Source organism: Streptomyces sp. NPDC053069 (assembly GCF_044546895.1).
Taxonomy (GTDB): Bacteria; Actinomycetota; Actinomycetes; order Streptomycetales; family Streptomycetaceae; genus Streptomyces.
Genome location: NZ_JBITZN010000005.1, coordinates 56,912 through 70,417, shown reverse-complemented (window position 1 = coordinate 70,417; position 13,506 = coordinate 56,912). Strand labels below are relative to the sequence as shown.

10 protein-coding genes, 1 tRNA gene and 3 pseudogenes are annotated in these 13,506 nt (G+C 73.2%); 4 read left to right on the top strand and 10 right to left on the bottom strand.

The window, feature by feature from the left end; all coding sequences use genetic code 11:
* Positions 1-32: 32 nt before the first annotated feature.
* Together ACIGXP_RS12855 and ACIGXP_RS12850 are read right to left on the bottom strand one after the other, a co-directional pair.
* Positions 33-996 (bottom strand): annotated as a pseudogene (locus ACIGXP_RS12855) (cbb3-type cytochrome c oxidase subunit I); the annotation flags it as partial.
* Positions 993-1,619, bottom strand: coding sequence for a cytochrome c oxidase subunit II (locus ACIGXP_RS12850; protein ID WP_399767395.1), 627 nt, complete (start codon positions 1,617-1,619; stop codon positions 993-995). The gene ACIGXP_RS12850 and the pseudogene ACIGXP_RS12855, both read right to left, overlap by 4 nt.
* Before the next feature lie 268 nt (positions 1,620-1,887).
* Here ACIGXP_RS12850 and fdh point away from each other — a divergent pair, with 268 nt between their 5' ends.
* On the top strand, positions 1,888-5,148 hold the full coding sequence (fdh, locus tag ACIGXP_RS12845) for a formate dehydrogenase (protein ID WP_399767392.1): 3,261 nt from the start codon (positions 1,888-1,890) through the stop codon (positions 5,146-5,148).
* A gap of 1 nt (position 5,149) precedes the next feature.
* Here fdh and selD read toward each other — a convergent pair whose 3' ends face one another.
* Positions 5,150-6,169: a selenide, water dikinase SelD gene (gene selD, locus ACIGXP_RS12840; RefSeq protein ID WP_399767389.1), complete on the bottom strand. Its 1,020-nt coding sequence runs from the start codon at positions 6,167-6,169 to the stop codon at positions 5,150-5,152.
* 36 nt (positions 6,170-6,205) lie between these two features.
* Here selD and ACIGXP_RS12835 point away from each other — a divergent pair.
* Positions 6,206-6,298: transfer RNA gene (locus ACIGXP_RS12835), tRNA-Sec, on the top strand.
* A 35-nt stretch (positions 6,299-6,333) separates the two neighbouring features.
* Here ACIGXP_RS12835 and ACIGXP_RS12830 read toward each other — a convergent pair.
* A pseudogene (locus tag ACIGXP_RS12830) lies at positions 6,334-6,990 on the bottom strand (SelB C-terminal domain-containing protein); the annotation flags it as partial.
* A 70-nt stretch (positions 6,991-7,060) separates the two neighbouring features.
* Between ACIGXP_RS12830 and ACIGXP_RS12825 the strand changes: the two are divergent.
* On the top strand, positions 7,061-7,384 hold the full coding sequence (locus ACIGXP_RS12825; RefSeq protein ID WP_363219246.1) for a hypothetical protein: 324 nt from the start codon (positions 7,061-7,063) through the stop codon (positions 7,382-7,384).
* Positions 7,385-7,668: 284 nt separating this feature from the next.
* Here the strand turns inward: ACIGXP_RS12825 and ACIGXP_RS12820 are convergent.
* Positions 7,669-8,142 (bottom strand): annotated as a pseudogene (locus tag ACIGXP_RS12820) (GTP-binding protein); the annotation flags it as partial.
* Complete coding sequence (gene selA, locus ACIGXP_RS12815) at positions 8,142-9,683, bottom strand: L-seryl-tRNA(Sec) selenium transferase (RefSeq protein ID WP_399767386.1); 1,542 nt, start codon at positions 9,681-9,683, stop codon at positions 8,142-8,144. The gene selA and the pseudogene ACIGXP_RS12820, both read right to left, overlap by 1 nt.
* Before the next feature lie 132 nt (positions 9,684-9,815).
* Between selA and ACIGXP_RS12810 the strand changes: the two genes are divergently transcribed.
* The gene (locus ACIGXP_RS12810; RefSeq protein WP_399767384.1) at positions 9,816-10,163 is read left to right on the top strand and encodes a hypothetical protein; all 348 of its coding nucleotides are present in this window, start codon (positions 9,816-9,818) and stop codon (positions 10,161-10,163) included.
* A 71-nt stretch (positions 10,164-10,234) separates the two neighbouring features.
* Here the strand turns inward: ACIGXP_RS12810 and ACIGXP_RS12805 are convergent, their stop codons facing one another.
* The 4 genes from ACIGXP_RS12805 to ACIGXP_RS12790 all read right to left on the bottom strand — a co-directional run bounded on the left by ACIGXP_RS12805 (position 10,235) and on the right by ACIGXP_RS12790 (position 13,387).
* Positions 10,235-11,257, bottom strand: coding sequence for an MASE1 domain-containing protein (locus ACIGXP_RS12805; RefSeq protein ID WP_363219248.1), 1,023 nt, complete (start codon positions 11,255-11,257; stop codon positions 10,235-10,237).
* A gap of 182 nt (positions 11,258-11,439) precedes the next feature.
* Positions 11,440-12,264: a PP2C family protein-serine/threonine phosphatase gene (locus ACIGXP_RS12800; RefSeq protein WP_399767381.1), complete on the bottom strand. Its 825-nt coding sequence runs from the start codon at positions 12,262-12,264 to the stop codon at positions 11,440-11,442.
* A 121-nt stretch (positions 12,265-12,385) separates the two neighbouring features.
* Positions 12,386-12,706 (bottom strand): hypothetical protein, encoded by a 321-nt coding sequence (locus tag ACIGXP_RS12795; RefSeq protein WP_363220299.1) that lies wholly within the window; start codon positions 12,704-12,706, stop codon positions 12,386-12,388.
* Positions 12,707-12,745: 39 nt separating this feature from the next.
* Positions 12,746-13,387: a DUF998 domain-containing protein gene (locus tag ACIGXP_RS12790; RefSeq protein WP_399767378.1), complete on the bottom strand. Its 642-nt coding sequence runs from the start codon at positions 13,385-13,387 to the stop codon at positions 12,746-12,748.
* Positions 13,388-13,506 lie beyond the last annotated feature (119 nt).

Genomic DNA, 13,506 nt, shown 5'->3' with positions numbered 1-13,506 from the left:
CACGCCCGCGGGGACGAGCAGGGCGATGGAGGTCAGGGAGTAGTAGTCGTTGGCGGCCTGGCCGGTGGCGAACATGTGGTGGCCCCACACGCTCATCGACAGCGCGGCGAACACCAGCAGCGACAGCGCGGTGCCCTTGTAGCCGAAGAAGCGGCGGCCGGAGAACACGGCCAGCACCTCGGCGACGGCGGCGAGATAGGGGAAGAACATCACGTACACGACCGGGTGGCCGTAGAACCAGAAGAGGTGCTGGTAGCCGATGTTCCACACGTTGGACGCGAAGACGGAGGCGTCGGCGCGGCCCACGGCGAGCAGGATGAGCGCGGCGAGCAGGGCCGGGAAGGCGCCGATCACCATCAGACAGGTGGCGATCATCGCCCAGCAGAACACGGGCAACCGCAGCATGGTCATCCCGCGGGTGCGGCGGCGCAGGACGGTCCACAGCACCGCCCAGCCCATGAGGATGGTGCCGGTGACGGCGAGGAGGACGCCCGCGATCCACAGATCCGTGCCGGCGCCCGGCGAGTGCTCGCTGTCGGCCATCGGCGGGTAGGAGAACCAGCCGTCGGCGTGCGCCCCGGTGGGTGTGGCGAAGCCGGCGAGCATGGTGAGCGCGCCGAGGACGTAGAGCCAGTGGCCGAGGAGGGTGAGGCGGGGCAGCGCGATGGCGGGGGCGCCGATCTGCAGGGGCGCCAGGTAGACGCCCATGCCGAGGGCGAACGGCGTCATGACCAGGTAGATCATCCCGGAGCCGTGGAGGGTGAACAGCTGGTCGTAGGTCTGCGGGGTGAGGAGGTTCTCGTCGGGCTGGGCGAGCTGACTGCGCATGAGCAGGGCGAACACGCCGTAGACCAGCAGGAGGACCAGGGATGTGCCGACGGTCAGCAGGCCGATGCGCTTGTGGTCGGTGGTGGTGACCCAGCCGAGCCAGCTGCCCGGCGGGACGGGACGGCCGGCGTCGTCGCGCTGACCGGCGGCGGGCGGCGCGACCGTCATACGGCACCGGTCCCGCCGTGCGCCCAGCGGTCGTAGTCCCGGGGCGGGACCGCCTTGATCCAGAAGTCCATGGCGTAGTGCCGCTGCCCGCAGAACTCCGCGCACCTGCCGCGCCAGCGGCCCTCCCGGTCCAGGGTGAGGGTGAAGGTGTTCTCGTGGTGCGGGAAGGCGTCCATCTTGTAGCGCAGGTCCGGCACCCAGAAGGAGTGGATGACGTCCCGCGCGGTGACGCGGAACTGCAAGGTGCGCCCGGTCGGTACGACGAGCGTCGGGATGTCCTTGCCCTTGCAGGTGCCGGAGACGCGGCGGTGGGCCGGGGACTGCGGATGGCCGAAGGTCCAGCACCACTGGAAGCCGGTGATGTCCACGCGCAGGGGCCCGGGGTCGGCCGTGTGCTGTTCCTCGTGGTTCTGCCAGGCGGTCCAGGCCACCAGGAAGACGGCGAAGGCGACGAGGGCTCCGGCGTAGAAGGCCTCCAGCCGGGGGCGCTCGGGCCGGTCGGAGGCTTCGGTCCGCCGTCTCACCAGCGCCCGGACGAGCACGCCGAGGATCACCAGGAACACGCCGCCGGCGACGATCCACTCCAGCGTGAAGACGGTCCCGAAGACATGACGCTGCCTCACCGCGCCGCCGCCCACGCCTCGATGACCCTGACGCTCATGCGATCACTCCCGTCACCTCACTCAGGGCCGCAACCAACCGGACATTACGATCATCGGGTACGGTCCGTGCGCCGACACACCAGCGGCGGGGTTTCCCGGCTGGGGGGACTCACACCTGCCGGCGCCGTTTGGCCCCGCCCGGCCGGGGTACTCCGCGGCTCACCAGGGCGCGAGATGCCGTGGCCGCGCGCATGCGGGAAAATCAGGGGACCGGGCGGAAGGAGTGGTCGTGGGCGTACGCACCTGGATCGACTCCTGGCCGGTCTACCGCCAGCTGACGGGCACCGACCCGCTGGGCCGGGGCGCTGCCGCGAAGAGCGGGCGCAGTGAGCGCCTGCAGCCCCGGGTGGCCACGGCCGACCGCGTGGTGAAGTCCGTCTGCCCGTACTGTGCGGTGGGCTGCGGCCAGAACGTCTACGTCCAGGACGAGCAGGTCACCCAGATCGAGGGCGATCCGGACTCCCCCATCTCGCGCGGCCGGCTGTGCCCCAAGGGCGCGGCGAGCCTGCAGCTGACGACCGGCGACGCACGCGAGCACCAGGTCCTCTACCGGCGCCCGCACGGCACCGAGTGGGAGCGCCTGGACCTCGACACGGCGATGGACATGATCGCCGACCGGGTGATCGAGGCGCGCAGGGCCGGCTGGGAGTGGGAGGTCGACGAGACCCGCACCCGGCGCACGCTCGGCATCGCCAGCCTCGGCGGGGCCACGCTCGACAACGAAGAGAACTACCTGATCAAGAAGTTGTTCACCGCGCTCGGAGCGATCCAGATCGAGAACCAGGCGCGTGTTTGACACTCCTCCACCGTTCCCAGTCTGGGAACCTCGTTCGGACGCGGCGGCGCGACCACCTTCCAGCAGGACCTGCAGAACGCGGACTGCATCGTCATCGAGGGCTCGAACATGGCCGAGTGCCATCCGGTCGGGTTCCAGTGGGTGATGGAGGCCAAGGCGCGGGGCGCGAAGGTGATCCATGTCGATCCGCGCTTCACCCGCACCAGCGCGCTCGCGGACCTGCACGTCCCGCTGCGTGCGGGCAGCGACATCGCCTTCCTCGGCGGGATCATCCACTACGTCCTCACGCACGAGAAGTACTTCCGCGACTACGTCGTGGCGTACAGCAACGCCCCGGTGATCCTGCGGGAGGACTTCCGCGACACCGAGGACCTGGCGGGTGTCTTCTCCGGTCTCGACGCCGACAGCCGCTCCTACGACAACAGCAGCTGGCAGTACGAGGGCACCGAGATCCAGGCGGCCTCCGGCGAGCGCGACCAGGAGTACGAGGAGCGCACCGGCGGCGGCAGTTCGGTGACCGAGGCGGCGCGCGGCGAGGCGCACGGTTCCGGCGGCGCGGTGATCGGCGAGGGCGAGCCCGAGCGGGACGAGACGCTCACCCATCCGCGCTGTGTCTTCCAGGTGCTCAAGCGGCACTACGCCCGCTACACACCGGAGATGGTCGAGCAGGTCTGCGGGGTGCCGCAGGATCTGTTCCGGCAGGTGTGCGAGCTGGTCACGGAGAACTCCGGGCGCGAGCGGACCACGGCGTTCGCGTACGCGGTCGGCTGGACGCAGCACACGGTCGGAGTGCAGTACATCCGGGCCGCCTGCGTGCTGCAGACCCTGCTCGGCAACATCGGCCGGCCGGGCGGCGGCATCCTCGCGCTGCGCGGACACGCCTCGATCCAGGGCTCCACGGACATCCCGACGCTGTTCAACCTGCTGCCGGGCTACATCCCGATGCCGCACGCCCACCAGAACCAGGACTTGGACGCCTTTGTGCAGGCCGAGGCGGCTCACAAGGGCTACTGGGGCAACATGCGCTCGTACCTGGTGAGTCTGCTCAAGGCGTACTGGGGCGAGGTGGCCACCGACGAGAACGACTTCTGCTTCGACTACCTGCCCCGGCTCACCGGCTCCCACTCCGCGTACGAGACGGCCATGGCCCAGCGGGAGGGCACCTGCAAGGGCTACTTCCTGTTCGGTGAGAACCCCGCGGTGGGCAACGCCAACTCCAAGCTGATGCGGCTCGGCATGGCGAACCTGGACTGGCTGGTGGTCCGCGACTTCTCGCTGATCGAGTCGGCGACCTGGTGGAAGGACGGCCCGGAGACCGAGACCGGGGAGCTGCGTACGGAGGACATCCGCACCGAGGTGTTCTTCCTGCCGGCCGCCGCGCACACCGAGAAGGACGGCAGCTTCACCAACACCCAGCGGCTGCTGCAGTGGCACCACCAGGCCGTCGAACCGCCCGGCGAGGCGCGCAGCGACCTGTGGTTCACGTACCACCTGGGGCGGATCATCCGGGAGAAGCTGGCCGGGTCCACCGACGAGATGGACCGCCCGGTGCTCGATCTGGCCTGGGGCTATCCGACGCGGGGGCGGCACGCCGAGCCGGACGCGGAGGCCGTCCTCGCCGAGATCAACGGCCATGACGCCGACGGCAACCCGCTCTCGTCGTACGAGCAGCTGAAGCCCGACGGCTCGACGACCTGCGGCTGCTGGATCTACTGCGGTGTCTACGCCGACGGCGTCAACCAGGCGGCCCGCCGCAAGCCCGGACGGGAGCAGGACTGGGTGGCGGCCGAGTGGGCGTGGGCCTGGCCCGCCAATCGGCGCATCCTGTACAACCGCGCCTCCGCCGATCCCGACGGCAGGCCGTGGAGCGAGCGGAAGGCGCTGGTGTGGTGGGACCCGGAGAAGGGCGAGTGGTCCGGGCACGACGTGCCCGACTTCAAGAAGGACAAGTCGCCCGATCACCGGCCGCCCGAGGACGCGACCGGCCCGGAGGCGCTGTCCGGTACGGACCCGTTCATCATGCAGGCCGACGGCAAGGCCTGGCTGTACGTGCCGTCCGGGCTCACCGACGGCCCGCTGCCGACCCACTACGAACCGCAGGACTCGCCGTTCCCGAACCTGCTCCACGACCAACAGCGCAACCCGGTACGGCAGTTGATGCCCACGGTGCGCGACAACCGCTACCAGCCGAGCGGTGACGAGCCCGGCGCGGAGGTGTTCCCGTACGTGGCCACCACCTACCGGCTGACCGAGCACCACACGGCGGGCGGCATGTCCCGCTGGCAGCCGTACCTGGCCGAGCTGCAGCCGGAGTTCTTCTGCGAGGTCTCCCCCGAGCTCGCGGCCGAACGGGGTCTGGAGCACACCGGGTGGGCGACGATCGTCAGCGCGCGCGGGGTGATCGAGGCGCGGGTGCTGGTGACCGACCGGATGGCGCCGCTGACCGTGCAGGGGCGGCGGCTGCACCAGGTGGGCCTGCCCTACCACTGGGGTCCCAACGGCTACAGCACCGGCGACGCGGCCAACGAACTGCTGCATCTCTCCCTGGACCCGAACACGCACATCCAGGAGTCGAAGGCGTTCGCCGTGGACATCCGCCCGGGCCGCCGGCCACGGGGTCCGGCGTCCGTGGAACTGGTGCGTGCCTACCGGATCCGGGCGGGCATCGACGAGCACACGGGCACGGAGCCCTGAGTCACCTGAGCACCAGGGAGTGGGAGCCGCGCGGCACCAGTTCCCCCACCACCGGCGCTCCGGGCACCTCGCCCGCGACGAGCAGCCCGCCGGAGGTCTGGGCGTCCGCCAGCAGCAGCCGGGTGTCGGCGTCGGTGGTCCCGAAGTCGGTGTGCGGGGCGACCCATTCGAGGTTGCGCCGGGTGCCACCGCTGACGTAGCCGTCCCGGACGGCCTCCCGCGCCCCGTCCAGGTAGGGCACGGCGGCCGTGTCGACCACGGCGGTCACGCCGGAGGCGCGGGCCAGCTTGTGCAGATGGCCGAGGAAACCGAACCCGGTGACGTCGGTGGCGCAGGTGGCCCCGGCCGCGAGCGCGGCCTCGGCGGCGTCCCGGTTGAGCGCCGTCATGGTGGCGACGGCCTGCTCGAACCGCTCGCCGGTGACCTTGTGCCGGTTGTTCAGCACCCCCACGCCCAGCGGCTTGGTCAGCGACAACGGCATGCCCGGCCGTCCGGCGTCGTTGCGCAGCAGCCGCTCGGGGTCGGCGAGGCCGGTGACGGCCATGCCGTACTTCGGTTCCGGGTCGTCGACGCTGTGCCCGCCGCCGACGTGACAGCCGGCCTCGGTGGCGATGTCCAGGCCGCCGCGCAGCACCTCGCGGGCCAGGTCGAAGGGAAGCCGGTCGCGGGGCCAGGCCAGCAGGTTCACCGCGAGCACCGGCCTGCCGCCCATCGCGTACACGTCGGACAGCGCGTTGGCGGCGGCGATGCGTCCCCAGTCGTAGGGGTCGTCCACGACCGGGGTGAAGAAGTCGGCCGTACAGACGACCGCCGTGCCCCGGTGGGTGACGACGGCGGCGTCGTCCCCGGTGGCGAGTCCGACGAGCAGCGGGGTGTCGCCTCCGGCGAGCGGGGGCACGGTCAGCCCGGCGACCACCTCCTCCAGCTCTCCGGGCGGGATCTTGCAGGCGCAGCCGCCGCCGTGGGCGTACTGGGTGAGCCGGACGGGCGCCCGGCCGATCGGCGGGGATGTCGATGTCATACCGGCGGTCTCCTGGGGCAGTAGCCTGACGTGCGGGGAGGCGTGTGGGTGCCTGGTGGCCCTCCCGGTCTTCAAAACCGAGGGGCCCGAGGATCTCGGGCCGGCGGGTTCGATTCCCGTCCGCCTCCGTTCACCGCGTCGGTGCGGCAGCGTCTGCGCTGGTCGTCGACGCGTTCGGTGTGGCCGTGGACGTCCAGGAACTCCAGCAGCGGTACGGCCACCCGGCGGGTGGTGTCCAGGGCGCGCCGGGCCTCGCTGAGCGTGAACGGCTGGGGCAGGGTGCGCAGCACGGCGGCGGCCTCGGTGTCGGCGCCGGGCAGCAGCACGATCCCGTCGGCGATCCGCAGCAGGGCGCCGGCCGTGACGGCGGCGGCCAACGCCTTGCGGTCCAGGCCGAGTTCGGCGAGCCGGCCGGCCTCCGGCGCGCGGAACGGCGCACGGGTGAGGTCGTCGCGCACCGCGTCCACGCCGGCCTGGACGGGCGGCGGCAGGGCGGGCCGGAGGCTGTCCGAGCGGTACAAGCGGCCCTGGCGGGCGTGGAGTCGGGGTGTTGCCCCGGCCAGCGCGTCGACCAGGGCACGGTCGGGCAGGCCGAGCAGCCGGCGGGCCGCCTCGGCGGGCAGACCGGGCTCCAGCGGGTGCGCGCGGGCATGCCGGCCGACCTCGGTGGCCAGCCGGTCCTTCAGGGCGTTCCAGTAGGCCGCATCGGCCACCCAGTCCCCGGCGACGGTGTGGGCAGGGGACCGCCCTTCGCCGGTTCGCCGGCCGGCGGTGCCCGCTGGGGCCTGGACCTCGGGTGCGGCAGGTGGCGGAACGCCCATCGCCCTCAGGTCGGCGCACCGGATCAGCTTGCGGCGGCGCAGTTCGGCGGTGCCGTCGGGACGGCCGGTCATGCCCGCGAGTTCCGCCGCGCGGGCCCGGCCGGCGCCGCGCCGGGTCAGCCGGGGCGGCCGTACGTCGAGGACCGTGACACCGCAGGGCATGCGGCTGCCACCGGGTTCGCGCAGCACCGCGCGGTCGCCGACCCGCAGGGGCAGCCCCCGGGCGAGGGTGAGCCGGGCGGTGTCCTCGCCGAGCGGGCGTACGGCCACCGGTACGGCGGCGGTGCCGATGTGCAGGGTGACGGAGCGGGGCAGGTCGGCGACCGGCTCACCGGTGACCCGGACGTCCGTCACCTCACTGCTCAGCCAGCGGTCCGGGGTCAGCAGCACCTGACCCCGGCGCAGGCGGTCGTCGCCCGGTCCGTGCACGTTGACCGCCACGCGGGCCACGCCGCTGACCTCCGTCCGCTCCTCCTGCAGCGTCTGCAGCGCGCGCACCCGGAGCACGGCCGTACCGTCCCCGGTGACCAGCCGGTCGCCGATGCGCAGGGTGCCCGCGCCGAGCGTGCCGGTCACGACGGTGCCGTGTCCGCGCACGGTGAAGGCCCGGTCGAGCCAGAGCCGTACATCGGCGTCGGGGTCGGGGTCCGTCAACTCACCTGCCAGTCGCGCCAGTTCATCGCGCAGCTCGTCGAGTCCGGCGCCGGTGACCGCGCTCACCTCGACCGCGGGCACCTTGCCGAGGGAGGTCCGGGCCAGCCGTTCGACGGCGTCGGCGCGCACGGGTCCGGGGTCGGCGAGGTCGCTGCGGGTCACCGCGAGGACGGCGTGCCGGACGCCGAGCGCGTCGAGGACGGCCAGGTGCTCCTCGGACTGGGGCTGCCAGCCCTGGTCGGCGGCGACCACGAACAGCACGGCGGGCACCGGTCCCACTCCGGCCAGCATGGTGGGCACGAAGCGTTCGTGCCCTGGGACGTCGACGAAGGCGAGGTGGTCCCCGTCCGGGCCGAGCCGGGTCCACACGAAGCCCAGATCGAGGGTGAGTCCGCGGCGGCGCTCCTCCTCGTAGCGGTCGGGCTCCATGCCGGTGAGGGCCTGTACCAGGGCGGACTTGCCGTGGTCGACATGGCCGGCGGTGGCGAGCACCCGCATCACGCCCGCCCTTCCCCGGCGGGCCGGGCCGAGCGCACGGCATCGGCCAGCCGTTCGTCGTCCTGCTCGGGCACCGCCCGCAGATCCAGCAGGCAGCGACCCGCCTCCAGCCGTCCGACGACCGGGTCGCGGCCGGTGCGCAGCGCGGCGGCGTACGGCTCGGGCAGGGACAGGGCGGCGCTGGGCAGGGTGACCCCGGGGGCTCCGCCGCCGCCGACGGTCGCGGCGGACTCGACGGCCCGTACGTCGATGCCGTCGGCGGCGAGGCTGTCGGCCAGCCGGTCGGCGCGGGCGCGCAGGCGGGCCGGGTCGGCGGTGAGGGCGAGGGCGGTCGGGGTGGGCGGGCCGGTGAGGGTGGCCTCCAGCGCGGCCAGGGTCAGTTTGTCGACGCGCAGGGCGCGGGCCAGCGGGTGCCGGGCGAGGGCGCGGACGAGGTCCCGGTCACCGAGCAGCAGTCCGCACTGGGGGCCGCCGAGCAGTTTGTCGCCGCTCGCGGTGACGAGCGCGGCGCCCGCGCGCAGCTGCGTCTCGGCATCGGGCTCCTGAGGCAGCGCCGGATGCGGGGCGAGCAGCCCCGAGCCGATGTCGACGACGACCGGCACACCGAGAGCGGCGAGGTCGGTGACCTCGGCGGACTGCGTGAAGCCGGTGATACGGAAGTTGGACGGATGCACCTTGAGCACGAACCCGGTGTCCGGGCCGATCACGGTGGCGTAGTCGGCGGCGGTCGTGCGGTTGGTCGTACCGACCTCGCGGAGCCGGGCGCCGGTCGTGACGAGCAGGTCGGGCAGGCGGAAGCCGTCCCCGATCTCCACCATCTCGCCCCGGCTCACGACGATCTCCTTGCCGGCTGCGAGGGCGGTGGCGGCGAGCACCAGCGCGGCGGCGCCGTTGTTGACGACGTGCACCGCCCCGGCGGCCGGCACCCGCTCGCGCAGGGCGGCGAGGGCGGAACGGCCACGGCGGGCGCGTACGCCGGTCACCAGGTCCAGTTCGACGTCCGTGGGCCCGGCGGCCTCCTGCACGGCCTGCCGGGCGGCATCAGACAGCGGGGCCCGGCCGAGGTTGGTGTGCAGCAGCACTCCGGTGGCGTTGAGCACCGGGCGCAGCCCGCTCGCGGTACCGGGCAGCAGGGCGAGGGCGGTCTGCAGGACCTGCTCGGGCGGGACGGTCTTCTCGCGGGCCCGCCGCTGCGCCTCGTGCACGGCAGCCTTGACCACGCCGACGCCGAGCCGGTCCACGGCTGCGGCCAGGCGGGGGTCGCGCAGCAGACGGTCGGTGCGCGGAATACGACGGCGCACGTCGGCGCCGTCCGGCGGCCGTACGGAATCCTCCGACAGCCGTGCACAGTCCTCCGGCGGCCGTGCGGAATCCCCCAGCGGCCGACCACAGTCCTCCGGCGGCCCTGCGGAGCCCTCCGGCGGCCGTGCGGTGTGATTCCGTGGTCCTGCGGTCGTGCCGGAACGCCGTTGCGGGGCGGCCGGGCCGGGCTGGGCCGCCCCGGTCCGCTGTTCGGCCGCGCTCGCCGTCCGCTGCTCCATGCCGCCGCTGTCCCTCCGGTCCGGCCCGGGCCCGTCCGGGCTGCGCCCATCGTCTCCCAGTGCCCCGGACCGGCCGTTCGACACGCCGGGAGCCGGGTTGGCGGCGGCCACCGCCCGGGTACTCGACGCCGCATGAACGACAAGGAGCGCGTACACGCCGGCGAGGACCGCGGCCGGCAGGACGAAAGGGCCACGGCCGCCGAGCGCGCCGCACACCGCCGGCGCGAGACGGAGCGCGAGCGTGCCTCCGCCGAGCCGTTCGACCACCCGTACCCGGAGCGCCGGGCGGGGATCCGGGCCCGGCGGCACGTGAGCGAGGCCCACGCTGTCGCGGACGCGCCGCCGGGCATCCCGGGCGGCTACGGCACGACCGGCGGGGGCCAGGCCGGCGCCACCGGCTCCGCACATCCGCCGGTGCAGCGGGACACCACGTCAGGTACGGGCTCCGCGGAGCCGGGCGGCGACGACGAGGGCCGGTGAAGCGCTCCGGCCGGTGAAGCGGGACCGCGGTGTCCTGGCTCTCCCGTTCCTGTGTGACGGGGCCCGGTCGGTCAGCCCCGGCCGTCCGTGTTCGGGAAGTTCTCGGCGTTCTCGGCGTCCGGCTGCGGCCGGGGCGGCGGGGCTTCGCCGGCGGTGAGGTGTTCCAGTACCTCGACCAGTTCCTGGCAGGCCCTCTCCACCGAGCGCCGGGTGTTGCGCTGCTCGGTGATCAGCGCGGACAGCAGGAGCGCGGTCAGGGCCATGGAGCCGTTGAACGCCTGGAGCTTCGCCATGACCTCGATCCGGCTGAGCCCGGTGAAGGAGCCGACGCCGTCCGTCGCCGCGACGGTGGCCAGCACGGACGTCAGCAGCGCGGACAGCGCACTGCCCGCCAGCTGGAAGCGCAGGGCGGCCCAGATGAGGAGCGGGTAGACGAGGAAGAGCAGGCTGACCGTGCTGTAGACGGCCAACGGCACCAGACAGCAGGCGACGACGGTCAACGCGGTCGCCTCCTTCCACCGGGCCAGGGGCAGCGGCCGGCGCGCGCGGTGCAGCAACAGCAGGAGCGGGGTGACGATCAGGACGCCCATGGCGTCGCCCACCCACCAGGCCAGCCAGACGAGCCAGAAGTCCGCCGCGTCGAGCTTGTCCGTGAGAACCAGGAGGCCCACGCCGACGGTGGCGCTGATCAGCGTGGCCGTCAGTGCGCCCAGGAACACCAGGGCGATGCCGTCCCGCAACCGGCCGAGGTCGGTGTGGAAGCGGGCGCGGCGCAGCAGAAGCGCCGCGCACACCGGTGCGCCGGTCTGGCCGGCGAGGGTGATCAGCACGTCGGGGCGGAAACTGGTGACGGACATCACGGCGAAGAAGGCGCCGATCGTGATGCCGGGCCAGCAGCGCAGCCCCAGGATCAGCAGGGCGGCGACGGCGACGCCCGTCGGCGGCCAGATGGGGGTGACGACGGCGCCCTCGACGGTGAGTTCGCGCACGAGTCCGAGCCGGGCGGCGGCGTAGTAGCAGGCCGCGACCGCCAGTACCTGGACGGCGTAACCGCCTGGCCGGCGCAGAACCTGGAAACCCACCACAGCAGCCATCTCACACCGGCGGCCCCGGGTCGGCGAGGCGAGAGGCGGTGCCGTCCGGCCCTATGGCTGAATCCCCGCCCCGGTCGAGCGGCGGCGGGCCGCCCCGGTCGGCGCCGGATCCGGACGACGCCGGACCCACGGCTCCGTCACGATGGGGCCGAATGGCGCGGTGGCCCGGCGGTCGGGGCGGGTCATGTGCGGATTCCGTCCAGGCCGACGACGAGGACGGCCGCGTCGTCCTCGTGCCCGACGCTCTCCGCGCCCTTGATCACGGCGGCGGCCAGCGCGGGCGCCTCCAGGCCGGCGACGGCGGCGATACCGGCGAGGCGCACCACTTGGTCGAGGCCGTCCTCGACGGTCAGCGAGGGGCCCTCCACCACGCCGTCGGTGAGCAGCACGAACACACCGCCCGTGGTGAGCCGGTGTCGGCTGACCGGGAACTCCATGCCCTTGTCGATGCCGAGCGGCGGCCCTCCCTCCGCGTCGACGACGCCGGACCTGCCGTCCGCCGTGGCCCACACGAACGGGATATGGCCGGCCCGTGCGCTCTCCAGCACTCCGGTGGCCAGGTCGAGGCGCATGAAGGTGCAGGTGGCGAACAGTTCGCTGCCCAGCGAGACCAGCAGGTCGTTGGTGCGGGCGAGGAGTTCGCCCGGCTCGCCGGTGACGGAGGCGAGGGCGCGCAGTCCGGCCCGCACCTGGCCCATGAAGGCGGCGGCCTCGATGTTGTGCCCCTGGACGTCGCCGATGGACAGCCCGATCCGGCCGTCGGGGAGGGTGAACGCGTCGTACCAGTCGCCGCCCACATTGAGACCGAGGTTGGCCGGTGCGTAGCGGACGGCGAGATGCAGGCCCGGTGCCGTGGGCAGGTCCCGGGGGAGCATGCCGCGCTGCAGGGCGATGGCCAGCTCGACCTGGGTGCGCTGCAGCTCCGCGCGCTCCCGTGCCTGGGCGGTGAGCGAGCCGAGCCTGGCCAGCAGCTCGTCGCCTTCGTCCGTGGAGCGCTTGCGGGGCATCGATCACTTCCGGCGGGGCGGTGGTCTTCCCTGACCGGCCGCCTGCATGTTCGGCAAACGCCTAGATTTTACCTATATCGGAAGATCTCGCCCTGCGGGTGGGGCGCGGTACGGCTCCCGGTCAGCGCACCTCGGAGTCGATCCCGGTGATCACGGCCGGTCCCAGCGGCGCGCTCCGTTCGTCCAGTCCCGCGTCGTGCAGAGCGGAGTCGGCCAGCCGACGGGCCTCCTGCTCGGCATGCGGACCGGTGTCGGCCTCCACGGTCAGGCGGAGCGTGAAGGTGTTGTCCTCGTTGACGCTGAGCACGTCGAGATCCTCGGCGCTGCCCATCCGCGTGCCGTGCGGATCGGCGGGCCTGAGCGACGCGGCCAGGCGGCTGCGGGTACTGGTCCCGACATCCGCGGTGAAGGTGCCGGGAACGCTGATCACGTAGGTCGTCATGACGATCCTTTCCTCGGGCGTCCCCCCGCCTACCCCGATTCACGGCGTTCGCACGGTGCCCCCGCGGATCAGCCCGTGCAGGCCGGAGGCGGCCGTCCACACCAGGAGCGGCAGCACGGCGACCCGTTCCATGCCGCCCATGCCGAGCCCCGGGTAGTGGTGGGAGAGGAAGAGCCCGAAGGCGACGAGAGCGACACCGCCGAGCACCGCACTCCCCCACCGCAGCAGGCGCGGCACGCCGTCGGCGAGAACGAATCCGGTCAGCAGCAGGCCCGTGTTGCCGGTCACCATGATCAACACGGCGCCGAGCACGTGCTGGTTCTCGTGCACGTCCGCGGGTGCCGACCCGACCAGCACGAACCCGACGCCGGCCCCCGCGAGCAGCACCCGGCACAGGACCGCCGCGCTGCCGCGCCGCCAGAGCGAGCCCGTCAGCGCGACACCGGCGACGAGCAGCAGGCCGACGGTGACGAACGAGGTGTTCATCAGGGCGTGGCGGGGAGAGCAGACATACCGCGGCTCGGGCTCGGCCTGCCAGGCGCAGCGCGCGTTGCCGAGATCGCTGATGTTGTTCCGCGCCCAGCTGTACGGCCGTGCCCACGCCGACTCGGCGAGGCCGTGGCACACGAAGAACTGCGCCACCCCCGCGATCCACGCCGCACGCCCGACCCTGTCCCGCATCCGTTCGCCTCCCCGTCCCCGGCCTGTGTCACGGCAAGCCGATCACGAGGCGGGCGAGCGGCACACTGCGGCAGGCCCCCGTATCCCCGGTGCCGGTACCCCCCGGCACCTGTCTGGCC

What these genes read in the sequence shown, in the direction of transcription:
- selD (WP_399767389.1), bottom strand. Translation starts at nt 6,169, where the DNA reads ATGACATCGACATCCCCGCCGATCGGCCGGGCGCCCGTCCGGCTCACC.
- ACIGXP_RS12790 (WP_399767378.1), bottom strand. Translation starts at nt 13,387, where the DNA reads ATGCGGGACAGGGTCGGGCGTGCGGCGTGGATCGCGGGGGTGGCGCAG.
- selA (WP_399767386.1), bottom strand. Translation starts at nt 9,683, where the DNA reads ATGGAGCAGCGGACGGCGAGCGCGGCCGAACAGCGGACCGGGGCGGCC.
- ACIGXP_RS12810 (WP_399767384.1), top strand. Translation starts at nt 9,816, where the DNA reads ATGAACGACAAGGAGCGCGTACACGCCGGCGAGGACCGCGGCCGGCAG.
- ACIGXP_RS12795 (WP_363220299.1), bottom strand. Translation starts at nt 12,706, where the DNA reads ATGACGACCTACGTGATCAGCGTTCCCGGCACCTTCACCGCGGATGTC.
- ACIGXP_RS12805 (WP_363219248.1), bottom strand. Translation starts at nt 11,257, where the DNA reads ATGGCTGCTGTGGTGGGTTTCCAGGTTCTGCGCCGGCCAGGCGGTTAC.
- ACIGXP_RS12825 (WP_363219246.1), top strand. Translation starts at nt 7,061, where the DNA reads ATGCCCGCGAGTTCCGCCGCGCGGGCCCGGCCGGCGCCGCGCCGGGTC.
- ACIGXP_RS12800 (WP_399767381.1), bottom strand. Translation starts at nt 12,264, where the DNA reads ATGCCCCGCAAGCGCTCCACGGACGAAGGCGACGAGCTGCTGGCCAGG.